The sequence below is a fragment of the Paracoccus mutanolyticus genome (assembly GCF_003285265.1).
GTDB classification, from domain to species: Bacteria; Pseudomonadota; Alphaproteobacteria; order Rhodobacterales; family Rhodobacteraceae; genus Paracoccus; species Paracoccus yeei.
Genome location: NZ_CP030239.1, coordinates 1001154 through 1024504 on the forward strand (window position 1 = coordinate 1001154; position 23351 = coordinate 1024504).

28 protein-coding genes and 5 pseudogenes are annotated in these 23351 nt (G+C 68.5%); 21 read left to right on the top strand and 12 right to left on the bottom strand.

The genetic code is table 11. From position 1 onward, the window contains the following. Positions 1–4 precede the first annotated feature (4 nt). Positions 5–1133: pseudogene (locus tag DPM13_RS05475) on the top strand (alkane 1-monooxygenase). On the opposite strand, the gene DPM13_RS05480 reads toward DPM13_RS05475, so the two are convergent. The 8 genes and pseudogenes from DPM13_RS05480 to DPM13_RS25790 all read right to left on the bottom strand — a co-directional run bounded on the left by DPM13_RS05480 (position 1128) and on the right by DPM13_RS25790 (position 6654). After that, positions 1128–1910 (bottom strand): hypothetical protein, encoded by a 783-nt coding sequence (locus DPM13_RS05480; RefSeq protein ID WP_112887605.1) that lies wholly within the window; start codon positions 1908–1910, stop codon positions 1128–1130. The pseudogene DPM13_RS05475 and the gene DPM13_RS05480 sit on opposite strands and share 6 nt — an antisense overlap. Further along, positions 1907–2497, bottom strand: coding sequence for a GSCFA domain-containing protein (locus DPM13_RS05485; protein ID WP_262983262.1), 591 nt, complete (start codon positions 2495–2497; stop codon positions 1907–1909). The genes DPM13_RS05480 and DPM13_RS05485 overlap by 4 nt, the downstream gene beginning before the upstream one ends. Then, positions 2446–2955, bottom strand: coding sequence for a hypothetical protein (locus tag DPM13_RS20505; RefSeq protein WP_189654850.1), 510 nt, complete (start codon positions 2953–2955; stop codon positions 2446–2448). The genes DPM13_RS05485 and DPM13_RS20505 overlap by 52 nt, the downstream gene beginning before the upstream one ends. A 127-nt stretch (positions 2956–3082) precedes the next feature. After that, a complete protein-coding gene (locus DPM13_RS05490) occupies positions 3083–4213 on the bottom strand; it encodes a site-specific DNA-methyltransferase (protein WP_080621015.1) in 1131 nt (376 codons plus the stop codon). An 86-nt stretch (positions 4214–4299) separates the two neighbouring features. Further along, positions 4300–4930, bottom strand: a pseudogene (locus DPM13_RS05495) (ribonuclease HII). Further along, positions 4927–5406, bottom strand: a complete 480-nt coding sequence (locus tag DPM13_RS05500; protein WP_080621017.1) for an ureidoglycolate lyase — start codon at positions 5404–5406, stop codon at positions 4927–4929. Before DPM13_RS05500 ends, DPM13_RS05495 begins: the two are co-directional and overlap by 4 nt. A 61-nt stretch (positions 5407–5467) precedes the next feature. Further along, the gene (locus tag DPM13_RS25785; protein ID WP_317616387.1) at positions 5468–6010 is read right to left on the bottom strand and encodes an MFS transporter; all 543 of its coding nucleotides are present in this window, start codon (positions 6008–6010) and stop codon (positions 5468–5470) included. 14 nt (positions 6011–6024) lie between these two features. Next, entirely contained in the window at positions 6025–6654 is a 630-nt protein-coding gene (locus tag DPM13_RS25790; RefSeq protein WP_317616388.1) for an MFS transporter, read from the bottom strand. Positions 6655–6984: 330 nt separating this feature from the next. Between DPM13_RS25790 and DPM13_RS05510 the strand changes: the two genes are divergently transcribed. From DPM13_RS05510 to DPM13_RS05520, 3 genes are all read left to right on the top strand, one after another. Beyond that, on the top strand, positions 6985–7665 hold the full coding sequence (locus tag DPM13_RS05510; protein ID WP_223252369.1) for a GntR family transcriptional regulator: 681 nt from the start codon (positions 6985–6987) through the stop codon (positions 7663–7665). 131 nt (positions 7666–7796) lie between these two features. After that, positions 7797–9386, top strand: a complete 1590-nt coding sequence (locus tag DPM13_RS05515; RefSeq protein WP_223252370.1) for a L,D-transpeptidase family protein — start codon at positions 7797–7799, stop codon at positions 9384–9386. Position 9387: 1 nt separating this feature from the next. After that, positions 9388–10230, top strand: coding sequence for an extensin-like domain-containing protein (locus tag DPM13_RS05520; RefSeq protein WP_112887608.1), 843 nt, complete (start codon positions 9388–9390; stop codon positions 10228–10230). A gap of 6 nt (positions 10231–10236) precedes the next feature. Here DPM13_RS05520 and DPM13_RS05525 read toward each other — a convergent pair whose 3' ends face one another. Next, a complete protein-coding gene (locus DPM13_RS05525) occupies positions 10237–10968 on the bottom strand; it encodes a Crp/Fnr family transcriptional regulator (RefSeq protein WP_028718349.1) in 732 nt (243 codons plus the stop codon). A 126-nt stretch (positions 10969–11094) separates the two neighbouring features. Continuing rightward, positions 11095–12405, bottom strand: coding sequence for a FliI/YscN family ATPase (locus DPM13_RS05530; RefSeq protein ID WP_112888708.1), 1311 nt, complete (start codon positions 12403–12405; stop codon positions 11095–11097). Between the two features lie 106 nt (positions 12406–12511). On the opposite strand from DPM13_RS05530, the gene DPM13_RS05535 reads away from it, so the two are divergent. From DPM13_RS05535 to DPM13_RS05615, 17 genes and pseudogenes are all read left to right on the top strand, one after another. Beyond that, entirely contained in the window at positions 12512–12799 is a 288-nt protein-coding gene (locus tag DPM13_RS05535) for a flagellar basal body protein (protein ID WP_223252371.1), read from the top strand. Between the two features lie 97 nt (positions 12800–12896). Continuing rightward, positions 12897–13289, top strand: coding sequence for a flagellar basal body rod protein FlgC (flgC, locus tag DPM13_RS05540; RefSeq protein ID WP_112887609.1), 393 nt, complete (start codon positions 12897–12899; stop codon positions 13287–13289). An 11-nt stretch (positions 13290–13300) separates the two neighbouring features. After that, entirely contained in the window at positions 13301–13579 is a 279-nt protein-coding gene (fliE, locus tag DPM13_RS05545; protein WP_028718353.1) for a flagellar hook-basal body complex protein FliE, read from the top strand. Between the two features lie 59 nt (positions 13580–13638). After that, positions 13639–13848: a flagellar biosynthetic protein FliQ gene (locus tag DPM13_RS05550; RefSeq protein WP_112887610.1), complete on the top strand. Its 210-nt coding sequence runs from the start codon at positions 13639–13641 to the stop codon at positions 13846–13848. A 4-nt stretch (positions 13849–13852) separates the two neighbouring features. Further along, positions 13853–14569 (top strand): flagellar hook-basal body complex protein, encoded by a 717-nt coding sequence (locus DPM13_RS05555; RefSeq protein ID WP_112887611.1) that lies wholly within the window; start codon positions 13853–13855, stop codon positions 14567–14569. Between the two features lie 13 nt (positions 14570–14582). After that, complete coding sequence (flgG, locus tag DPM13_RS05560; RefSeq protein WP_028718356.1) at positions 14583–15368, top strand: flagellar basal-body rod protein FlgG; 786 nt, start codon at positions 14583–14585, stop codon at positions 15366–15368. Then, positions 15365–15775, top strand: coding sequence for a flagellar basal body P-ring formation chaperone FlgA (gene flgA, locus DPM13_RS05565; RefSeq protein WP_112887612.1), 411 nt, complete (start codon positions 15365–15367; stop codon positions 15773–15775). The genes flgG and flgA overlap by 4 nt, the downstream gene beginning before the upstream one ends. A gap of 15 nt (positions 15776–15790) precedes the next feature. After that, a pseudogene (gene flgH / locus DPM13_RS05570) lies at positions 15791–16542 on the top strand (flagellar basal body L-ring protein FlgH). A gap of 19 nt (positions 16543–16561) precedes the next feature. Continuing rightward, a complete protein-coding gene (locus tag DPM13_RS05575) occupies positions 16562–17116 on the top strand; it encodes a hypothetical protein (RefSeq protein ID WP_112887613.1) in 555 nt (184 codons plus the stop codon). A gap of 122 nt (positions 17117–17238) precedes the next feature. Next, positions 17239–18249 carry a glycosyltransferase gene (locus tag DPM13_RS05580; protein WP_189654851.1) on the top strand — a complete coding sequence of 337 codons (1011 nt, stop codon included), beginning with the start codon at positions 17239–17241 and terminating at the stop codon, positions 18247–18249. A gap of 294 nt (positions 18250–18543) precedes the next feature. Further along, a complete protein-coding gene (locus DPM13_RS05590) occupies positions 18544–19074 on the top strand; it encodes a hypothetical protein (RefSeq protein ID WP_145963315.1) in 531 nt (176 codons plus the stop codon). Further along, positions 19068–19736, top strand: a complete 669-nt coding sequence (locus tag DPM13_RS05595) for a hypothetical protein (RefSeq protein ID WP_112887616.1) — start codon at positions 19068–19070, stop codon at positions 19734–19736. Before DPM13_RS05590 ends, DPM13_RS05595 begins: the two co-directional genes overlap by 7 nt. A gap of 26 nt (positions 19737–19762) precedes the next feature. Next, positions 19763–20344 (top strand): calcium-binding protein, encoded by a 582-nt coding sequence (locus tag DPM13_RS24845; RefSeq protein ID WP_189654852.1) that lies wholly within the window; start codon positions 19763–19765, stop codon positions 20342–20344. After that, complete coding sequence (locus DPM13_RS24850; RefSeq protein ID WP_112887618.1) at positions 20322–20669, top strand: calcium-binding protein; 348 nt, start codon at positions 20322–20324, stop codon at positions 20667–20669. The genes DPM13_RS24845 and DPM13_RS24850 overlap by 23 nt, the downstream gene beginning before the upstream one ends. Beyond that, positions 20639–20932, top strand: a pseudogene (locus tag DPM13_RS24855) (calcium-binding protein); the annotation flags it as partial. The gene DPM13_RS24850 and the pseudogene DPM13_RS24855, both read left to right, overlap by 31 nt. A 5-nt stretch (positions 20933–20937) precedes the next feature. Then, positions 20938–21054 (top strand): annotated as a pseudogene (locus DPM13_RS26665) (calcium-binding protein); the annotation flags it as partial. A gap of 122 nt (positions 21055–21176) precedes the next feature. Then, entirely contained in the window at positions 21177–21848 is a 672-nt protein-coding gene (locus DPM13_RS05615; protein WP_189654854.1) for a calcium-binding protein, read from the top strand. Here DPM13_RS05615 and DPM13_RS25795 read toward each other — a convergent pair. Together DPM13_RS25795 and DPM13_RS05620 are read right to left on the bottom strand one after the other, a co-directional pair. Beyond that, positions 21845–22204 (bottom strand): phosphohexomutase domain-containing protein, encoded by a 360-nt coding sequence (locus tag DPM13_RS25795; protein ID WP_317616390.1) that lies wholly within the window; start codon positions 22202–22204, stop codon positions 21845–21847. The genes DPM13_RS05615 and DPM13_RS25795 overlap by 4 nt on opposite strands. Beyond that, entirely contained in the window at positions 22189–23208 is a 1020-nt protein-coding gene (locus DPM13_RS05620) for a phosphohexomutase domain-containing protein (RefSeq protein ID WP_317616391.1), read from the bottom strand. Before DPM13_RS05620 ends, DPM13_RS25795 begins: the two co-directional genes overlap by 16 nt. Between the last annotated feature and the right edge of the window lie 143 nt (positions 23209–23351).

A 23351-nucleotide genomic window follows, 5' to 3' on the forward strand; every position in this document is an offset into this window, starting at 1 on the left:
GCCCATGCAGACTGCCTTTCGCGCCCGCCTGATCGATGCGCTTCCCTTCTGGCTTTCCCTCGGGATGGTGCCGCTTGCCCTGATCGCCATGCGCTGGGGGGGCTGGTGGTTCCTGCTGATGCCGCTTTACGCCTGGTATCTGATGACGGTGCTGGACAGCGTCCTGGGCCTGAACGACGAAAACCCCGATACCGAGACGCCGGAATCGCAGCTGTTCTGGTATCGCGCGATCACCATCATCTGGTTCCCGGTCCAGGCCGCGCTGATCTTTGGCGGCATCTGGTGGGCGACGCGGGGGGGCCTGTCCGGCTGGGAAAGCCTTGGCCTGTTCTTTGGCATCGGCGTTGCCTCGGGGACCATCGGCATCGTCTATGCGCACGAACTGCTGCACCAGAAGAACCCGCTGGAGCGCTGGCTGGGCGACCTGCTGCTGGCCTCGACGCTTTATTCGCATTTCAGGACCGAGCACCTTCTGGTGTATCATTCGCGGGAAATGAGCGATGCCGCCGGAACCGTGCAGTACCGGCTCAACAACGGCTTCACTGTCGTCCGCGATGGGAACGGCCCCTGGAAGGCCGAGAAATCGCAGGAACGTGTTGGCCCGGGCGGGCCGCTCGTCCCTCGACCGCAGGAACCCGTTCTGGCGCTACGGCGCGCTGCAACTGGGGATGCTGGCGCTGGCCGCGCTGATCGGCGGCTGGTGGGGCGTGGGGCTGTTCGTCTGGCAGGCCTTTGTCGCGATCTGGCAGCTTGAACTGACGAACTATGTCGAACACTACGGGCTGAGCCGCAAGCACCTGGGCGATGGCCGCTACGAACACGTCATGCCGCGCCACAGCTGGAACAGCTCGCACACCGCGACGAACTGGCTGCTGATCAACCTGCAGCGCCATTCGGACCATCATTACAAGCCCGACCGCCGCTTTCCCCTGCTGCAGACCTATTCCCAGGACGAGGCCCCGCAGCTGCCGATGGGCTATCCCGCGATGACCTTCCTGGCCATGGTCCCGCCCCTGTGGCGGCGGCGGATGAACCCGCGTGTGCGCGCCTGGCGCCGGCAGTTCTATCCCGAGATCGAGGATTGGCAGCCCTATAACCGGGGCGCCTTGCCGATGCCCCGCAACGCGCTATGACCCCAGCGCCGCCACGATCAGGTCGATCTGGCGCGCGCCATAGGCGGGATTGGCGTGGCCGTATTCCGTCGATTCGTGCGGGACGTCGCGGCGCGGCTGCATCCGCATGGACCCCCGCATCCATTCCGGCGCGGTGAAGACCTCGTCCAGGATCGTGTCGGCGGGCTGCGGCACATGGCGCGCGTCCTGTCCCAGCGCCTGGCGCAGCAGGCGCAGATAGCGGGCGTGATAGGACGCCCCGTCGCCCCGCGCCGCCATCTCGACATGGGGAGCGAAGGTCTGCGGATCGTCCCGGCAATCGGCCGAGGGCAGAACCGTGTCCATGAAGACCACAGGCCCCTGCCCCAGCCCCGCCAGCGCCCGGATCAGCCGCAGCGCCGGCGACCGCTCGATCCGTTGGGCGACCAGCGCATCGGCAAAGCCGGTCGAGATCAGCGTGCAGTCCTCGCCCCGCGCGACCGAGGGGAAATCGCCGCTGCGATGCGTCTCCTGCAGGGCGGGCAGCGAGGAAAAGGACAGGCAGCCCAGCACCACGAAGGCGTCGTAAGCCGCCACCGGCAGGTCGGGCACGCCATTGTAATAGACCATCTTCTTGCGCACGTCGTCATTCGCCGGATGAAAGACGCGGTCGCGCAGGTCGAGTTCGGCGATGGTGTGGCCCGGCATGGCAAAGACATCGGGCGCAAAGCCCGGCCAGCGGCCGGGGTTGTCGCGCAACGCGATGCGGGGGGCAGCCGTGTGCGAATTGCCCAGCACCAGCACGTTCCGGGGGCTCATTTGCGCATGGCCTCCAGCAGGATCTCCTCGCAGATGACATCCTCGGCGGCGTCGGCTGCATCGGGGGATGCCACGGCACGGGCCTTCGGCTGCGGGGCAAGGCCGTGGGCGGCCAGAAAGGCCCCCATCACGGCCTGCACGCCCGCTGCCGTCACCTCGCGCAGGTTCGGCTGAAAGAATGCGCCCCGCGCGGCCGGGTTGGTGACGATCTCGTAGGACGGGAAATAATCCACATCCGCATGCGCGGCGGCGAATTCGTCGGCCGCGGCGCGCAGCACCGCCTTGGAGCGCGCGGTCGCGGCCAGCACATGCCCGCCCGAGGCCGTGGCCGTCAGCGGCACCGGCGAGACGGTCAGGATCATCCGCATCCCCGGGCTGAACCCCTGCAATAGCGCGCGTGTCCGCTCCAGGTCGGCCAGCACGTCCTGAAAGCCCAGGTTCAGGAACATGTGGCGGGCGGCGTCGAAGCGACCGGCGACCACGCCCGGGCAGGTCGGCCAGACACGCCCGTCCAGCCGATCGGCCCAACATTCCGTCAGCCCGAGCGTAAAGACGAAATGCGTGCATCGCGCAAACAGCGCCGCCACCGCCCGCAGATGCGCGCGCCGCAACGCGAGGACTTCGGCGGCCTGCGCCAGTCCGCCGGGTTCCACCGTGGGACGCAGCGCGTCGTAGAACCGCCCGTCCCGCTGCCGAGAACCTGCGCCGGATCGCCGCAGACCGTGCGCGCATCCTCGTCAATGGACCAGCTGGCGAGTCGTGTAGATGTTGCCGTAGCGCCCGAATAGACGCCATAGCCGTAGGCCCGCGCCAGGTCGCGCCCGGCCAGCCGCGGCGGCGGCTCGACATCCAGAACGTTCAGCCCGGCGCCCGCCAGAGCCCGCCCGACATGCTGGGCAAAACAGCTGCCCGCCGTGGCGATGGCGGCGTCGCGGTCCAGCGCGAACTTGGGGCGGTGGATGTCCTGGGGGGCCGTCGGGTCGGCCTCGGCCACGCCGCTGCGCCAGAAGGCCCTGTCGGAAAGATCGGAATAGGGATGCGACATGGCGCGACCTTCCCACATTCGCCCGGCAACGAAAAGGCCCCGCCGTGCGGGCGGCCGCAAGGCGGGGCAAGGCGGTCCCGCCAGCGGCCGAATGGCGCGGGTCGACGGGACCAGGCGAATGCGGGGATCAGTGCGGGCGGCCTTCCTCGCCCTCCATCTCGGCGCGGATCTGCTGGCGCAGGATGTCGATGGGGATCATCTTGCCCTCGCGCCGGAAGTGCCAATAGGTCCAGCCGTTGCAGCTGGGCGCGCCCTCCAGCGCGGCGCCCACCTGATGGATGCTGCCCTTGACGTCGTTGCCGATCAGGCTGCCGTCGGCGCGCACCTTGGCCTTGTGGCGGCTGTTCATCGAATACAGTTCCTCGCCCGGACGCAGCATGCCGCGCTCGATCACCTGGCCGAAGGGCACGCGGGGTTCGGCGCGCTTGGGCCTGACGGTGGCGATCGCCTCGCTGTCCAGACGGCGCACACGGCCGATGCGCTTTTCGGCGACCGCGCGATAGGCCGCCTCGCGCTCGATCCCGATGAAGTCGCGGCCCAGCATCTTGGCGACGGCGCCCGTGGTGCCGGTGCCGAAGAACGGGTCCAGCACCACGTCGCCCGGATTGGTCGAGCCGACCAGGATGCGGTGCAGCAGGGCTTCGGGCTTTTGCGTCGGATGGGCCTTGGCGCCATCCTCGTCCTTCAGCCGCTCGGCCCCGGTGCAGATCGGCAGCACCCAGTCCGAACGCATCTGCACGCCCTCGTTCAGGGACTTCAGCGCCTCGTAGTTGAAGGTGTATTTCGCGGCTTCTGACTTCGACGCCCAGATCATCGTCTCATGCGCGTTCGTCAGGCGCTTGCCGCGAAAGTTCGGCATCGGGTTCGACTTGCGCCAGATCACGTCGTTCAGGATCCAGAAGCCCTGGTTCTGCAACTCGGCGCCGACGCGGAAGATGTTGTGATACGAGCCGATCACCCAGATCGCCCCGTCCGGCTTCAGGATGCGGCGCGCCGCCGCCATCCAGTCGCGGGTGAAGCTGTCATAGGCGGCAAAGCCGGAAAACTGGTCCCAATGGTCGTCCACCGCATCGACGCGGGAATTGTCCGGCCGGTGCAGTTCGCCCCGAAGCTGCAGGTTGTAGGGCGGGTCGGCAAAGATCAGGTCGACGCTGTTTTCAGGCAGCGCGTTCATCACCTCGACGCAATCGCCCGCCAGGATCTGGTTCAACGGAAGGGGTCGCACAGCAGGGCGGATCTTGCTTTCGGTTTTCGTCATCGCTGCCTCAAAGTCCCGGCAGTCTGGCGCCGTGGTTGCCCGCAATGATGATTCAGACCCGATTCGCCGTCAAATTCTTTATTGAATCAACAGCTTGCTATTTCGGCTTTACACAAGATATTGTGGACGGGCGCAAAGCTGCGTCTATGGTATGGGGTTATCCCCAGATCCAGCAGCGCCTGTCGATGGGCCGGCGTCGGATAACCGGCGTTGACGTCCCAGCCATAGCCGGGATGCTGTTGCGCCAAATCCACCATGATCCTGTCGCGAAAGACCTTGGCGATGATCGAGGCGGCGGCGATCGACAGGCAGCGCGCATCGCCCCCCACCACCGCCTGCCCCGGCAGGTCCAGGTCGCGCGGCAGCATGTTGCCGTCGATCAGCGCCACGCAGGGCCGCCGGCGCAGCCCCGCCAGCGCCCGGCACATCGCCAGGTGCGAGGCGCGCAGGATGTTCAGCCTGTCGATCTCCTCGACGCTGGCATGGGCCACGGCCCAGTCGCAACGGGCCATGATCGCCTCGGCCAGCAAGCCGCGGCGGGAAGGCGTCAGCTTCTTGGAATCGTCCAGTCCATCCGGGATGCACGGACGTCCAGGATCACCGCGGCGGCCGTGACCGGCCCCGCCAGCGGCCCGCGCCCGACCTCGTCCACGCCGGCGACATGGCGCGCACCGCGCAGGATCGCGTCCTCTCCAGCGTATAGTCGGGCCCGCTCATGCGGTGACGGTCACCGGGGCGATGGCGACCTCTTCAAGGTTCAGGCCCTCGCCCTCGCGGTCCACGACCAGGAAATCGGCCGGCCGGTCCAGGGGCGTCAGCACGCCGTGCCAGACCCCGGCCCGCAGGTTCACCCCCATGCCCGCGGGCACAAGGAAGGCCAGCGGCGCACCGGGCCGCCCGCCTTCATCCGGGGCCACGATCGACAGCCAGGGATCGGGCCCCAGCGGCACGAAGGCCTGGCTGCCCAGCGGATGGCGTTCCAGCAGCGTGCAGTCATAAGGCAGGCTCACCGGCTCGGACCGGAAGATCGAGAGGATCGCCTCGCCCCCCGACCGTTCTACGGTGGCAAGCGCGTGATGCCGCTCGCAGCGGCCGGCGTTGATCATCTTGGTGGGCGCCTCGCGCGGGGTCAGCAGTTCGCCGAAAGGGGCGAAATCCTGCGCGGTGATGGGCTGGGCCTTGATCGTGCTCATGCTTCTTTCGTGTCCAAATATCCCGCGGGGGTCCGGGGGCGCGAAGCCCCCGGCGCCGCGCTCACAACCGTTCCACTCGTGGCAGGAAGACCGTCAGCAGTCCCATCAGCGGCAGGAAGGAACAGATCTTGTAGACGAACTCGATCCCCTTCGCATCCGCGACCACGCCCAGGACGGCGGCGGCGATCCCGCCCATGCCGAAGGCGAAGCCGAAGAAGATGCCCGCGATCAGCCCCGTCCGGCCCGGCACCAGTTCCTGCGCAAAGACCACGATGGCCGGAAAGGCCGAGGCGAGGATCAGCCCGATGATGACCGTCAGCACCCCCGTCGCCACCAGTCCAACATGGGGCAGGGCAAGCGTAAAGGGCAGGATGCCCAGGATCGAGAACCAGATCACCTTGAGCGGCCCGATCCGATCTCCGACCAGCCCGCCCAGCATCACGCCCCCTGCCATGCCGGCCAGGAACAGGAACAGCATCAGCTGCGCCTGCTGCGTGCCCAGCTGGAACTTCTCGATCAGGAAGAAGGTGTAATAGCTGGAGATGCTGGCGGTATAGATGTTCTTGGTGAAGGTCAGCAGCGCCAAGACCAGGATCGCCGCCATGACCCGGCGCCGCGTCAGGCCCGGCAGGGCGGCGGGCTTGGCGCCGCCGGCCTTGCGCCGGCCCTCGGCCCAGGTGCCGATGCGCCACGGACGCCGAGCCCAGCATCGCCATGGCCGAGAACAGCGCGATCGAGGGCCGGCCCAGCGGCACCACCACGAAGGCGGCCAGCAGGGGCCCCAGCGCCGTGCCGAAGTTCCCGCCCAGCTGGAACAGCGACTGCGCCGTCCCGAGCGCCCGCCCGCGGCAAGCGCGCCATCCGCGTGGCCTCGGGGTGGAAGATCGACGAGCCGATGCCGATCAGCGCCACCGAGACCAGGATGACGCCGTACTCATGCGCCAGCGCCAGCATCAGCACGCCCACCACGGTCGCGCCCATGCCCACCGCCAGCGAACGCGGCATCGGGTTCTTGTCCGTCACCGCGCCCACCACCGGCTGCAGCAGCGAGGCCGTCACCTGAAAGGCGAAGGTCATCAGCCCGATCTGCCAATAGGACAGCGCGAATTCCTGCCGCAGCAGCGGATAGATCGCAGCCAGCATGGACTGCATGATGTCGTTGATCATGTGGCACAGGCTGATCGCGACCAGCACGGCCCATGCCGTCGTTGCGGGGGCAACGCCCCGATAGGATGTCGCGTCGGCCATTGACCAAACCTCGTGCAGATCGGCGGGACATTCCTCCTCGGTGCCGCAATTGTCAACTCGCCCGCCACAGTGCGGGGGATTTAGGCGGATAGGGGTCTTGACCTCGACCCCCCATTAGTCTCAAAAAGTGAACCGAACAGTTCACATTGTATCAGGCGACAGTCCTGCCTCCGCGATGCATTCGCCAGGATTTTCAAAGCGAAATCGCAGATAGACCGAGTTTCCTTTCATAGCCCCCCTCCGCTGATTGGCAGTCCCGATATGTACGAATCCCCTTCTCCGTCCGTCCCCTCCTCACCCGTGTCCCTGCTTGGAAAGAAGCGCAAGGGCATGACCTGGCAGGCCGTGCAGGATATCGTCCTGGAGCGCATCCAAAGCGGCGTCTGGGCCGAAGGCGCGCTGATCCCGACCGAAACCGAGCTTGCCGCCGAATTGCAATGCGCGCGCGCCACGGTGAACCGCGCCATGCAGGCCCTGGCCGAGACGGGCGTGGTCGAGCGCCGCCGCAAGGTCGGCACCCGCGTCGCCATCCATCCCAAGGTGCAGCTGGTCCGTTCGCTTCTGCGCCGCGAGATCGAGACGGCGGGCCGCGAATACGGCTATCGCCTGATCTCGGCGCAAGAGGACCAGCCGCCCCCGGACGTGGCCGCCGCCATGCTGCTGCGCACCAGCGAGACGCTTTTGCGCAGCCGGTCGCTGTTTCTGGGCGACGGCCAGCCCTATTGCTGCGAGGAACGCTGGACAAACACCTATTCGGCCCCGGGCCTGAAGGCCGATGTGCTCGAGACCACCAGCGCCTGCGAATGGCTTCTGGGGCATGTGCCGCTGAACCGGGCCTCGACCTCGCTGGGGGTGACGCTGGCCGACGACAAGTTGATCGCCCCCGCCCTTGGCGTCCCCGTCGGCGACCCGGTCCTGATGCTTGAGCGACTGGAATGGCTCAACAATATGCCCGTGTCCCATTACCGGCGGTATTTCCCGCCGGACCATCGGTTCGAAGGCGAGGTCTGATCCGCGACCCGGGGCGGCCCAACCTTGGCTTGCCTTGCGCGGGCCAAAGGGTCAAAGCTTTCCCCAACGACAAGAAACCAAGCAAGACGACCGGAACCCGGCATGTTCCACAGCACCCTGCCGGCGCAGCGATGCGCCTGACGCTTCTTGCGGCGACGATGCTGCCTGCGGCGGCCGTGGCGCAGCAACCGATGATGCTGCTGGAATCGAACCCGCCGCCGCGTCCCCCCGCGCGCGCCGCCGCGGTGACCGCCACGCTGCCCGCGCAGACCGCCGCCACCCCTGCCCCGCCCGCCACCGCCATCGGCACCACGCCCGCCGGCACGGCCAAGCCCGGCCCCCTGGCCTCGATCTCGGCGGCCGAGATCGAGACGGCCACCTACACCGGCGGCGACCTGCCGCCCGGCCAGTCGGCGCTGACGGCTAAGGTCCAGATCCTGCTGGACCGTTCGGGCATCTCGCCCGGCGTGGTCGACGGCTGGCGCGGCGGCATGAGCGAAAGCGCGATCAAGGCGTTCCAGCGCCGTGCGGGCCTGCCGATGACCGGGCGGATGGATTTCGCGGTCTGGGACCTGCTGCACGGCTTTGCCGCCGAGCCGCTGACCAGCGCCTATACGATCACCCCCGAGGATGCCGAGGGGCTGGTCGACCGCATCCCGACCGACTATGCCGAAAAGGCGGCGATGACCTCGCAAGGATACACCAGCGTTCTGGAAAAGCTGGGCGAGCGGTTCCACATGGACGAAAAGTTCCTGGCCAAGCTGAACCCCGGCATGGCCTTCCGCCCCGGCGAGACGATCAGCGTCACCATGCCCGCCAAGCCGATCCGCGCCACGGTCACGCGCATCATCGTGGACAAGCAGACCCGCCGCGTCGCCGCCTATGACGCGCGCGGCAACCTGATCGCCGACTATCCGGCGACGGTCGGGTCGTCGGACACGCCCTCGCCACACGGGACACATGTGGTGAACGCGGTCGCGCTGAACCCGACCTATACCTACAACCCGCAGCGCAATTTCAAGCAGGGCGACAACGACCGCGTGCTGATCGTGCCGCCCGGTCCCAACGCGCCCGTGGGAAACGTCTGGATCGACCTCAGCGAGCCGACCTATGGCATTCATGGAACCCCGACGCCGTCGCAGCTGTTCGTGAACCAGTCGCACGGCTGCGTGCGGCTGACAAACTGGGATGCGTGGGAACTGGCCCATATGGTCAAGGCCAAGGTGACGACGGTCGAGTTCCTGGACCCGGGTGTCAGCATCGCCGACGTGACCGGAACGACGCCCGCGCCGGATGCGGCGACGGTCCTGGCGACCAGCGTGATAGCCGCGACCCGGCCGCCGATGCGCTCGGCCGGCGTCCTGGCTCGGGCGGCGGCAAGCGCCCTGCCTGCCACGGCCGTCGCGGCGACCGGAGCCGTCGCGGCCGCCGCCGCATCCCCGACCCTGCGGAACCCGTCCCCGCGGCGCCCGCTGACCTCGCACCGCCGCCGCGGATGCTGCGGCCGGGCCTGCCGTTCCGGCGCCCGCCGCGCCTGCCGTCCCGCCCCGAGCCCCGGCGCCGTCAGCCTGTCCGAGGCGCTGGCCCGGGCCGAGGCGCTGGCCGACGAAATGATCGCCCGGCAGGTTCCGCAAATCGCGCCGGAGGAGCCCGAGTATCCCTCGGACGCGCCCGTGCCTGCGCAGGTGCTGCCCCCCGCAACCCCTGCACCGGCGCGATAGGATGCTGCGGGCCGCCCTGCTTGGTCTTCTGCTGACAGGGTTGGCCGGCCCGGGCGGCGCTCAGGACAGCCCACCGGCCCCCCGACCCGCGGCCCCGGCGTCGGAAAGCCCTCGGCCCGAGGCGCGGCCCGAGCGGACCGAGCCGGATACCCTGCCTCCCGAAAAGCCCCAGCCCGCACCTCAGCCCAAGGCACCCGCGCCCCCTGCGCCCATTCCCGCGCCCGAGCCGATCCCGGAACCACAGGGTCCGCCCGCCCCTCCGCTGCGCGAGACATTGCGCGAAAGCGACTTCGTCCATTCCGTCTGCCTGCTGGACCTGTCGCTTCTGGGCGCGGTCTATGACGAGCCCGCGCCCGTCACCGACCCGGACCAGCGCGATTGCGGTATCGCGCGGCCGATCCTGCTGCATGCGCCCCTGCCGGGGATCGAGATCCCGGGCGGCGCCCTGATGCGCTGCGAAACCGCCTGGCATCTGGCCCATTGGCTGCGCGACTTCGTGCGCCCGGCTGCGGCAACGCTGGGCCAGCCCCCGCTGACCGCGCTGGAGCCGGGATCGGCCTATCAATGCCGGGCGACGGTGGGCGACAAGGACCGGGACCTGTCCGAACACGCCTTCGGAAACGCACTGGACATTGCCGCCTTCCGCTTCGCTGACGGCAGCCGGATCGAGATCCGGCCCCGCGACCGGGACGGCGACCGGGGGGCCGCCTTTCAGGCGGCGGTCCGGGGCGCGGCCTGCCTGCACTTCACGACTGTCCTGGGCCCTGGGTCGAATGCCGCGCATGGCGACCACCTGCACCTGGACATCAAGGCGCGTTCGGGCGGCTGGCGGCTGTGCCAATAGGAACGTCTAGCGGCGGGCCCGGTCCAGCTGCAGGTAATCCGGCTTGAACCGGGCCATGTGAGCCAGCCGCGACCAGTTCAGGATCTCGACCTGCTGGCCGGTCCAGCGGATCAGCCGGGCGTCGCGCAGGTCGCGGACGGCGCGGTTGATGTGGATGGGCGTATAGCCCAGGATGTCGGCCAGTTCCTTCTGCAGCAGGGGCAGCGTGAAGACGTGGTTCTGCGCCGCCCCCACGCTGGCAAGCCGGGTATAGATCTCGCACAGAAGATGGGCCAGGTGCGCGCTCGAGCGCAGCGAGGCCGCTGCCACCAGCCATTGCCGATGGACCGCCGCATCGATCACGGTGGACATCCACAGCAGCCGCGTCAGATGGGGGAAATTGACCGTGATCTCCTGCAACTCGTCATGGTCAATGAACTCGACCTCGGATGCGCCCATCGAGACCACCTCGTGGTCAAGACACTCCAGCACGAAGCTGTGCAGGTCCACGAAATCGCCGGGGACATGCAGCGCCGTGATCGCCCGTTCGGTCGGGCGGTCGTTCAACATATGCTGGCGGGCCGACATGCCGCGCAGCATCATGCAGCTTTGCCGGGGGGAAACGCCCTTCGGCACGATGATCTCGCCCGGCTTGAAGGCCGCATGGGTGGTCTTGATCGCCCGCAATCTTTCCAGGTCCGACAGGCTGAGTTGATCACGGCGTTGCAGGTATCGCACGAAATATTCAGTAATTGCCATGTCTTCCCTCAATCGAGCCGCAGGAGATTGTCAACTCGTTCCAAGGCGCGCAATCTGAGTTGTAACGTCTTAACTTACATCAATGCCCCTTCGTTTCGGTGATCGCGCACTTTCTTTCCCTCCGGCTCAGCGCGGCGGCGGCAGACCCAGGGTTTCGGCCAAGGCGCGAAAGCTTTGCCGCGCATCCGGGCACTTGCGGGTGAAGAAAACGTCCAGCCCCGGGTAAAGCCGGACGGCCTCGTCCAGCTTGGGATCGGCGCCCGAGGCGTAAAGCCCCGCGCGAATCATCAGTTCGGATTCCGCATAGGTGCCCAGGGCGTCGCGAGCCTTGGCGATCAGCGCGTTTTCCTGCGCGCTGGCCGCATGCGGCAGCGAACGCGAGACCGAGCGCAGCACATCCACCGCCGGAAACCGTCCGCGCTCGGCAATGGCGCGGTCCAGCACGACGTGCCCGTCCAGCACGCCGCGCAGAATGTCGGCGACCGGCTCCTCCATGTCGGAGCCCGCGACCAGCACGCTGAAGATCGCGGTGATGTCGCCCGCGCCCTGCGGCCCGGGACCCGACCGTTCCGCCAGCGACATGATCAGATGCGAGGTCGAGGGCGGAAAGCCGCGATAGCTGGGCGCCTCGCCAGCGGACAGCGCGATCTCGCGATGCGCCTCGGCAAAGCGGGTGATCGAATCGGCCAGGAACAGGACGTGCCGGCCCTGGTCGCGAAAGTGTTCGGCCACGGTCATCGCGGCCCAGGCGCAGCGCCGCCGCATCAGCGGCGACTGGTCCGAGGTCGCGGCGACCACGACGGCGCGGGCCATGCCCTCGGGGCCCAGGGTTTCCTCGACGAACTCGCGCAGTTCGCGGCCGCGTTCGCCGATCAGGCCGATCACCACCACATCGGCGCTGACCCCCTTGGCCAGGGCCGAAAGCAGCGTGGACTTGCCCACGCCCGAGCCCGCGAAAAGCCCCATCCGTTGGCCTCGCACCAGGGGCAGGATGGTATCGAAGACCGCCAACCCGGTGTTCAGGCGGGCCCCCAGCCGGTTGCGGCTGGCGGCCGGCGGGGGCGGGCTGCGAAAGCCGCGCTCACGCGTGCCGCCGGCCAGGGGCCGCCCGTCCAGGGGCTGGCCGAAAGGGTCGATGATTCGCCCGATCCAGGCGTCCGCCGGGGCCAGCACGGGCGCGAACAGCAGTTCGACCCGCATCCCGATGGACAGCCCGTCGGTCGGCCCCTCGGGCAGGACGGCCGCGGCATCGGGCAGCAGGGAAACAACCTCTCCGAACAGGGGCGCGGCGGAAGCCGTTGAAAAGATGACCCGATCCCCCAGGGCCGCGTGACCGTTCAGCCCCGCGACCAGGATGATGCCCCCCTGGATCGCGCCGACCCGCCCGAAATAGCGCGCCAGCCGCACCTGCCGCAGCCGCGCTGCGGCCGATCGCATCCCGTCCATTCCCGTCCCCCTTTTTTCGCCCCAAGCGGGCAGCTCGAAAGGGTTTCTAAACCTATTGGAGTTAAGACCCGGTTATCGGAACTGAGGAGAAACCTCGATGTTTGACCGAATCGAAACCCTGCGGATGGCCAGCGCCCTGACCGCGCACGCATCGGAACGGCAGAGGCTGATCGCCCGGAACGTCGCCAATGCCGACACCCCCGGCTTTCGCTCCCAGGACCTGGGGCGCTTTGCCGAAACCTATCGCTCCGACGTGGCGACGGAACTGCGCGCGACGCAGCCCGGCCATCTGACCGGCATCACCTGGGGCGGCGACGGGCAGCCAAGGGACGCCGGGGGCGAGCCTGCGCCGAACGGCAACACCGTCACGCTTGAGGACGGATGATCCGCACCGCCCAGGCGCGGCGCGAATTCGATCTGTCGCTGGCCGTCACCCGCTCGTCGCTGTCGATGATCCGCACCAGCCTTGGCCGGAGGGCGTGATGACCGATTCCCTTTCCGCCACCGAAATGGCCGCCTCCGGCATGCGCGCACAGGCGATCCGCCTGCGCCATGTGTCCGAAAACATCGCCAACGCCGACACGCCCGGCTATCGCCGCAAGCTCGTGACCTTCGAGGAGCAGATGGATTTCGGCCGCAGGACCGGCGCGGTCGAGGCCAGCCCGACCCGGCTGGACCAGCGCGAACCGCCCCAGGTCTATGACCCCGCCAACCCGATGGCGGACGAGAACGGCTATTACGACGGCTCGAACGTCGATCTGGTGGTCGAGGTGGCCGACGCCCGCGAAGCCAGCCGCAGCTATGAGGCGAACCTGCGCGTCTTTGAACAATCCCGCCAGATGGGCAGCGCCCTTCTGGACCTGATCCGCCGCTGAAGGGGACGACGATGATTGCCAACCTGAACGCCGCCAGCGCCTATAGCCGCGCCCGGCCGGCCGTCTCTCCGGCCGAGGGGCTGCCGCAAGGTGTCACGAACGCCGCCGCCGATTTCGCTAGGGTGATGGAGCAGGTGGACCGCTCGGCCACCGGCGCGATGACCGGAACCACCGACACGCACCAGCTGGTGCAAAGCATCGCCCAGGCCGAGGTCGCCCTGGAGACCGCGGTCGCCATCCGCGACAAGGTGGTCGAGGCCTATCAGGAAATCCTGCGGATGCCGGTCTGAGCCATGGACGAGAACCGATCTTCGACCTGACCCGGCAGGCGCTGTGGATCGCGGTGCGGATGTCGGCCCCCATGCTGGCCGTGGCGCTGGTCGTGGGCGTCGTCATCGGCCTGTTCCAGGCGCTGACCTCGGTGCAGGAGATGACGCTGACCTTCGTGCCCAAGATCGGGCTGATGCTGGTCGTCTTCTGGGTCAGCATGAGCTTCATGACCTCGACGCTGGCCGGGTTCTTCATCGACCAGATCCTGCCCCAGATCGCCGGGTCCTGAGGCCATGGACAACGCCATCTATGCCTCGCTGACCCGCCAGTCCGGCCTGATGCGCGAAATGCGCGCGGTCGCCAACAACATCGCCAACGTCAACACCTCCGGCTTTCGCCGCGAGGGGGTGGTGTTTTCCGAATACATGGTCCCTCTGCAGTCGAACGGCGAGACGCTGGCCATGGCCAATGTGCGCGGCCGGATGGTGGACCTGAGCCAGGGCGGCATGACGCTGACGAACGGCGCCTATGACCTTGCCATAAACGGCGACGGCTTCTTCATGGTCCAGACCCCCCAAGGGAACCGTCTGACCCGCGCCGGCGCCTTCCAGCCCAATGCCGAGGGCGAGCTGGTCAACCCCGACGGCTATCCGCTGCTGGACGACGGCCAGGCTCCGGTGGTGATCCCGCCCGGCACCCGCAGCGTCGGCATCGGCGAGGACGGGACCGTCTCGGCCGACGGGCAGCCCATCGGCCGCGTGGGCGTCTTCGCCAGCCCCGACCCCGCGGACCTGCGCCACGTGGGGGGCACGCTGTTCGATCCGGGCCGCGCGCCCGAGCCGATGGACGACGCCCGCATCCGCCAGGGCTTCATCGAGGAATCCAACGTCAACCCCGTCACCGAGATCGCCCGCATGATCGAGGTCCAGCGCGCCTACGAACTGGGCCAGTCCTTCCTTGACCAGGAAGACCAGCGCATCCGCCAGGCCATCACCTCGCTGACACGATGAAAGGAAGACATCCATGAGGGCCCTGCAGATCGCCGCCACCGGCATGAGCGCCCAGCAGATGCGCGTCGAGGTCATTTCGAACAACCTCGCGAACATGTCGACGACCGGCTACAACCCGCGTCGCGCCGAATTCGCCGACCTGCAATACCAGCAGGCGACGCGGCCCGGCACGCTGACCGCCACCACCGGGGCGATGGTCCCGGCCGGGGTGCAGCTGGGTCTTGGAGTGCGCCCTGCCTCGGTCACGGTCATGCTGGGCCAAGGCTCCCCGGTCCAGACCAACGGCGACCTTGACGTCGCGATCGAGGGGAACGGCTATCTCGAGGTGACGATGCCCTCGGGGATCTCGGCCTATACGCGCGACGGCAGCCTGAAACGCTCGGCCGAGGGGCAGTTGGTGACCTCCGACGGCTATCCGCTGGTTCCCGACATCACCATCCCGCAAGAGACCAGCAGCATCTCGATCAGCCCCTCGGGCGAGGTGATGGCCTATTTCAACGACCAGGTCGAACCCGAGAACCTGGGCCAGATCACGCTGGCGAACTTCGTCAACCCCAAGGGGCTCGAAGCGATCGGATCGAACCTGTTCCTCGAGACCACCGCCTCGGGCGCGGCCCAGGTCGCCGCCCCGGGCGAGGAAGGGCTGGGCACGCTGCGGGCAGGCTATCTCGAGGAAAGCTCCGTCGACCCGGTGCGCGAGATCACCGAGCTGATCAAGGCTCAGCGCGGCTATGAACTGAACTCCAAGGTCATCACTGCCGCCGACCAGATGCTGAGTGCGACGGTGCAGGTCCGATGAGGGTGCTGGTCCTGATCCTGGCGCTGCTGCCGGCCCCCACCCTGGCGGGCGAGGTCCTGGCCGCCCGCACCCTGCGCGCAGGCACCGTGCTTGCGCCCGAGGACCTGCGGCTGGCCGAGGCCGGCGCCGCCGGGCTGGACGCGATGGAGGCCATGATCGGCCAGGAAACCCGCGTCATGGTCATCGAGGGACGCCCCATCGAGCCCGCCTTCCTGCGCGCGCCCCGCATCGTCGAGCGCAACCAGATCGTCGTCCTGGCCTATGACCGGGACGCCCTGCGGATCGAGGCCGAAGGCCGCGCGCTGAGCGACGGCGCCCTGGGCGACACGATCCGCGTCATGAACAACCTCTCCCGCGTCACGGTCAGCGGCCGCGTCGCCGCCGACGGCTCGGTCATCGTCCATTAGAACAAGGAACCGATCATGTGGCAGAATGCCCGTCTTTCCCCCTGCCTGGCGGCAGGCTCCATCCTTCTGGTGCTGGGCGCCTCGGCCTGCGGCCGGGTCGGCCAGGTCGGGCGCGTCCCCCAGATGACCGAGGCCCAGCAAAGCGCCGAGTTCGACGCCATGACCTCGCCCGAGTTGGCCGTCGAAACGCTGCCGGTGCGGCCAGACGGGGTGGCGTCGCTGTGGACCACGTCGCAGAATTCGCTGGTCGCCGATCGGCGCGCGGCGAACCGGGGCGACATCCTGACCGTGGTGATCGAGATCAACGACCAGGCCACGATCCAGAACAGTTCGGGCCGCAGCCGCAGCGCCTCGGACAAGGTCAGCATCCCGGCAATGGCCGGCCTGCCCCAACGCATCGACGAGGCCCTGCCCGAAGGCGCCAGCATGGACGAACTGGCCGAGGCCAGCGGATCGTCGACCTTCAAGGGCAGCGGCAACATCTCGCGCAAGGACAAGATCACGCTGCGCGTCGCCGCCACCGTGATCGAGCGCCTGCCGAACGGCGTCCTGCGCATCGAGGGCACGCAGGAGGTCCGCGTCAATACGAGGTGCGCGTGCTGACGGTCAGCGGCTTCGTGCGCCCCTCGGACATCGGGCGCAAGAACGAGATCGCCTATGACCGCATCGCGGGCGCCCGCATCTCCTACGGCGGGCGCGGCCAGATCAGCGACGTGCAGCAGCCGCGCTATGGCCAGCAGGTGGCCGATATCCTTCTGCCCTATTAAGCCCGAACGGAATCGCGCGATGAAGAAGATCCTTGTCCTGATCCTTCCGGTGATCGCCTTTCTGGGCGGGGCGGTCGGCGGCGACATGCTGCACGCAGACAAGACATCGTCCGCCGAAGCCGCGGCCCCCGGCCACGAGCCCGCCTCCGGGGGCGGCCACGATGCGGCCGGTGGCGAGGCGGGCCATGACGCGGCGGCCGAGACCGCCGAGGCAACCCCGAGCCACGGCGAAGAGGCGGCGGGCGGCGACTCGGAGGACTGGTTCCATTTCCCGAACCAGTTCTTCGTGCCGATCCTGCGCAACGGCACGACGACGGCGGTGATGGTCATGTCCCTGACCATCGAGATGCCCGCGGAAAAGCGCGCCGACATCGAAGCAAGGGAACACCGGCTGCGCGACGCGCTGCTGAACGCGCTGATGGTGCAGGCGAACACCGGGGGGTTCGACGGCAACTTCACCGCCGAGCCGAACCTTGAACGGTTGCGCAAGGCGCTGCTGGCCGCCGCCCAGAAGGCCGCCGGTCCCGAGGTCACGCGCGTCCTGATCGAGGACATTGCCCGGCAGGACCAATAGCGCGGCCCCCGCGCGCGGAGAGCCGGGCCTGATGTTCTCGGGGCGGGCGGAGCGTCGGCTGCGCCCCTGCAACCCTCCCGCATCGGAGGCGCGCCTCACGCTTGCAGGCAGGGGCTATGGCCATGCTCGTCGCCGGGTATTGTCGGGCGGGCCAGCAGCGGGATTGCGCCTTGTCTTCGATCATCACCATCGCCATGGCGACCTATAACGGCGCCCGTTCCTGCCGCCGCAGCTGGACAGCATCCTGGCGCAGCAGCCGGGCGGACTGGCGACTGCTCGTCTCGGACGACGGCTCGACGGACGGGACGCTGGACATTCTGGACGGCGTTGCCCGGCGCCATCCGGGGCGCATCGCGGTGATCCAGGGGCCGCGCCAGGGAGCCACGCGGAACTTCCTGCACCTGATCGCCAAGGCCGATCCCCAGGGCTGGATCGCCTTTGCAGACCAGGACGACCTGTGGCGGCCCGGCAAGCTGGCCCGCGCCGCGCGCTGGCTGGAGGGGCAGCAGGGCCCAGCGGTCTATGCCGCGCGAACCACCATCTGCGACGAGGACCTGCGCGAACTGGCCCCCGCCCCGCATTTCCCCGGCCCCTTCGGCTTTCGCAACGCGCTGGTTCAGGCCTGCCTGCCGGGCAACACCACGGTCGCCAACGGCGGCGCATTGCGGCTGATGCAGGCGGCGGCGGGGGCGGCATCGGCGGCCGACGTCATATCGCATGACTGGTGGGTCTATCAGGTGATGTCGGGCGCCGGGGCGGCGATCCACCGCGACGCGGCGCAGGTGGTGCTGTACCGCCAGCACCGCGAAAACCTGATGGGGCGCAACGACACCGCCAAGGCACGCGCGGCGCGGCTGTCGATGCTGTTCGACGGCCGCTTTGCCGACTGGCTGGCGCGCAACCAGCGCGCGCTCGAGCCGGTGGCGGACCTGCTGACCCAGGAAAACCGGGCGATCCTGCAGCGTTTTGGCGCGCTGCTGGAATCGCGCGGACCTCGGGCCCTTTCGGCCGCGCTGGCTCTGGGGCTTTACCGCCAGACGCGGGCGGGAAGCTGGGCCATCCGGGCCGCGGCCCTGGCGGGACGGCTGCGGACGCGGAGCCCCGCGCCGGCGGCTTTCGGCAAGGCTGGTTAAGGCCGCCGCCGGCCGCAACCAGGGCCATTCCCGGCAAACCGGCAACCGAAATCAACCTTTTGATTGCCAATGACAAATGGATCAGGCACTGCCTGCTCGAACCCCGCAGCGGTCGTAAACCGACGTAAACGAAAGATAAAATGCCGGGCGATTAGCGAATGACGACGCGCGCGGAATGGCGCCTGAATAGGGCCAGGCACGGTATCACCACGGGCTGACCCTTTCGCAACCTTCGCCAATGCCATGCTCAGCTATCGTCTTGTCGCGACATATCTCGGGTCGAAGATCCCGTTCGTGACGGCCGTCACCGACCTGCGGATCGTCCAGACCCAATCGGGCCAGATGCTTTATTCCGTGACCCAGATGGGCGGCGGGATCAGCGCCTATCGCCTGGGGGACGCCGACCAGGCGGTGCAGCTTGCCGGGTCGCGCGCCTATGCGCCGGCCCTGGGTTATCTGGACACGCCCCAGCTCTCGGTCGCCCAGATCGGCGGCACGACGGCGGTCTTCGGCACCGGCCTGACCAATGGCACGGCGCTTGGCTTTGCGCTGGACGGCCAGGGAAACCTGGCGGGCGGCCTGTCCCTGGCGGGCGCGGGCCGGCTGCCGGGCGACGTGACGATGCTGGGTTCGTTCCAGTCGGCATCGGGGGATTTCCTGTATTCCGCGCGCAACGGCTCCACCGGCTATGACATCTGGCAGGTCAACCCCTCGGGCGCGATCAGCCGGGTTGCCAGCGCCGTCATCCCCTGGGGAAACGAGGGCCAGGGCGCCGAACTCAGCGACATGCAGATGGTCGGGGTCGGCGGGCGAAACACATGGTGACGACCTCGGCCATGGGCAACTTCGTCGCGATCCAGCAGGTCGGCGCCAGCGGAGCCCTGGGGAATGCCCTGGTCCTGTGGGCGGATCGGGGCGACGGCATCGCGGCCCCCTCGCATCTGGGCACGGTCACGGTCGCCGGGGTCACCTACCTGATCGTGGCCTCGGCGCAAAGCTCGTCGCTGACGACCATGCGCATCACCTCTGACGGCACGCTGGTGCCGACCGACCATGTCGTCGACGAACTGACGACCCGCTTCAGCGGCACCACCGCGCTGGAGACGGTGATGCTGGACGGGCGGGCCCTTGTCTTTGTCGGCGGCAGGGACGACGGCATCTCGGTCTTTACGCTCATGCCCGACGGGCGGCTGCTGCATCTGGCCACCCTGGAGGACAGGGGCGATCGCACGCTGGCCGATGTCTCGGCCATCAGCGCGACGGTGATCGACGGCAAGATCGCGCTGTTCGTCAGCTCCTCGTCCGAGCGTGGCATCACCCATCTGATCATCGGCGGCGGCCCGTGCGCGAGACGCGGATCGATGTTGCCGGGACCGATGTGCTGCGACAGCGATCTGCCGACATGCCATGCAGGGGCCGGGACGACCGAGCTTGGCGGCGGCGCGGGCGACGACATCCTGATCGCCGGCATGCCGGGGTCGGGCTGAGCGGGGGCGACGGCGCCGACCTGTTCGTGATCGGCGCGGCCCAGGGCACCATCATCATCCGCGACTTCGAAAAGGGCGTCGACCAGCTGGACTTTTCAAACCTGGGGATGATCCGCAGCACGCTGCAGCTGTCCTATCGCTGGCAATGGGACGGGATTCGCATCGCCTTTGGCGACACGATCATCATCATCCGCACCCGGGACGGCAGCACGCTGCAGACATCGGATTTCGACAATTCGATCTTTCCGGTGGCGCATTACCAGCCGCCCGCGCCTTCGGCCAACCGGCTGGGGACGGGGCTGGACGACAGGTTGTTCGCGGGTGCGACGGGCGGCGCCATCTATGGCTTCAACGGGTCGGACCTGCTGGGCGGCGGCATCGGCAATGACACGATCCTGGGCGGCATGGGGCTGGACACGCTGCTTGGCGGGCCGGGCCGGGACAGGCTGCTGGGCGAATGGGGCACCGACCTGCTGCGCGGCGGGGATGGCGACGACGAACTGTACGGCGGCGATGCGAACGACACCCTGTTCGGCGGCAACGGGCTCGATTCGCTTTATGGCCAGGCGGGCAATGACCTGATCTATGGCGGGCGGGCAACGACCTGATCCAGGACGGCTTGGCGCGAACGTGGTCTGGGGCGGCCTTGGCGACGACGAGATCCGGACCGGCCTGGGCAACGACCGGCTTTATGGCGATGACGGCCGCGACACGATCGACGGCGGCGGTGGCAACGACCTGATCCTGGGCGGCGCGGGCGACGACAGCCTGATGGGCGGGATCGGGTCGGACACCCTGTCCGGCGGCCTGGGCAATGACCTGATCGACGGCTCTGCCGGCAACGACCGGCTCGAGGGCGGGGACGGCAATGACAGGCTTCATGGCGGGCCTGGCCTGACACGCTGCACGGCGGCGCGGGCGCCGATCTGTTGATGGGCGGCCTCGATGCGGACCTGATGGCAGGGGAAGCGGGCAGCGACGTGCTTTACGGCGGCCTTGGCAACGACACGCTGCAGGGCAATGCCGACAATGACAGCCTTTACGGCGAGTTGGGCAACGACCTGCTGACCGGAGGCGACGGCAACGATGTCCTGCTGGGCCATGCCGGGAACGACAGCCTTCACGGCCAGGCCGGCAACGACATGCTGAATGGGCAGGCGGGGCTCGACCGGATGTTCGCCGGGGCGGGCAACGACACGCTGTGGGGCGGCGCCGGGAACGACTGGCTGGAGGGGACGACGGCAATGACCGCCTGTGGGGAGAGGCCGGCAACGACATCATGCAGGGCGGGGCGGGGAACGACGCGCTGGGCGGCGGGGACGGCAACGACCGCCTGATCGGCGGGCTGGGCAACGACATTCTTCCGGCGCGACCGGCGACGACATCCTCGAAGGGGGTGACGGGGCCGACCTGCTGAAGGGAGAGGGCGGGAACGACCGCATGCTGGGCGGCACCGGCAACGACACGATCCAGGGCCATACGGGGGACGACCGGATGCTGGGGGGGACCGGCAGCGACCGGATGTTCGGGGGCGAGGGTCAGGACGTGATCCAGGGCGAAGCCGGGTTCGACCTGCTCTATGGCGGCGGCGGCAACGACACCATGCTGGGCGGCACGGAAAACGACCAGCTGTGGGGCGAGGCCGGAAACGACCGCATGGACGGCGGCGCAGGCAGCGATACGCTGAACGGCGGCTTGGGCAACGACGTGCTGACCGATCTTTACGGCAACAACCGGCTGTGGGGCGCGGCCGGGGCGGACGTGCTGCAATGCGGGGCCGGCAGCGACACGCTGTCGGGCGGCGCGGGCGCCGACCGGCTGACCGGAGGGGCCGGCGCGGATGTGTTCCTGTTCACCGCCCCCACCGATTTCGACAAGAGCCGCGATGTCATCACCGATTTCGCGCTGGGGCGCGACCTGATCGACATGCGCGGCCTGGGGCTGAGCTTCATCGACAACGGGGCGTTCAGCGGCGGGCGCCAGGTGCGCAGCATCCTGACCGCCACCGGTGAAAGCCTGATCCAGGTGGACCTGAACGGCGACCGCACCGCTGACCTGATCATCTCGCTGGGCGCGGGCGGGCGGGCGGACGCCGACGACTTCCTGCTTTAGCCCTGGGGCCCGGTCAGCAGCGCCCCGATCCGCCGCGCCTGCCGGGCCACCAGCTCGGCATCCCCCGCCGCCTCGACGTTCAGCCGCACCACGGGTTCGGTGTTCGAGCGCCGCAGGTTGAAGCGCCAGTCGGCGAACTCCAGGCTGATCCCGTCGGTGTCGTCGCGCGACCGGGCCTCTGCGGCATAGGCCGCCAGCACGCGGGCGATGGCGGCATCGGGATCGTCCAGGCGAAAGTTGATCTCTCCCGACGAGGGAAAGGCCGCGATGCGCTGCGACAGCAGGTCGGCCAGCGGCTGGCCCTTGCGCGACACCAGTTCGGCCACCAGCAGCCAGGGGATCATCGCTTCGAGCACAGGCGAGTCCGGAGAATGTGTGCGCCGACATCTCGGCGGCTAGCGGCCCGATCCCGCATCGCCTTCTTGACGAAGGCATGCCCGGTGCGTGCCTGGACCGCCTGCCCCCCCGCCTCGGCGATCATGGCGCGGGTGTTCATCACCACGCGCGGGTCGTGGACGATGCGCTCGCCGGGGTGCTTTTCCAGAAAGGCCGTGGCGAGCAGGCCGACGATGTATTCGCCCGGAATGAACCGCCCGCCCGCATCGAAGAAGAAGCAGCGGTCGAAATCGCCGTCCCAGGCCACGCCCAGATCCGCGCCATGCGCCCGCACGGCATCGGCCGTCATCGGCTGGTTTTCCGGCAGCAGCGGGTTCGGGATGCCATTGGGGAAAGCCGCATCGGGATCATGGTTGATGCGGATGAAGCGCAGGGGCGCGCCGCGCCGGTCCAGCTCCGCCGCGATGGCATCGAAGGTCGGCCCGGCGGTGCCATTCCCGGCATTGACCAGGATGGTCATCGGCCGCAGCGCCGCGACATCGACGAAATCGACCACGGCGCGGGCATAGCTTTCCCGCGCCTCGGGGAACGGGCGGGCGGTGCCGGGCGTGGCGGGTGAAAACGCACCCGCCTGCGCCAGATCGGCGAGCCGGGCAAAGTCGGTGTCGGGGTCCAGCGGCGCGGCGCCCGGACCCACCAGCTTCATGCCGTTGTAGTCGATGGGGTTGTGCGACGCCGTCACCTCGATCCCGCCATCGGCGCCGTAATGGGCGGTCGCGAAATACATCTCCTCGGTGCCGGCCAGGCCCAGATCGCGCACGTTCGCGCCGCCCTCGGTCAGGCCGCGGATCAGCGCGGCGGCCAGCGCGGGCGAGCTTTCGCGGCTATCGCGGCCCACGATCACCTCGCGCCGGGATGCGGCAAAGGCGCGGCCGACGCGCCAGGCCACGTCCTCGTCCAGGTCGATCCCCAGGCGGCCGCGAATGTCATAGGCCTTGAAACAGTCGATCCGGCGTCGCGTCATGGGCTGTCCTTTCCTTGCCGCCCCTTGGCTATATCAGCTTGGCGGTCTTGAAAATCCGCATCGCGCCCAGCCATAGCCGCAGGAGGTGAAGAAGTGCTCAAGTCCATCCAAATGCTCAGGTGACGCCTTGCGCCCAAGCGGCT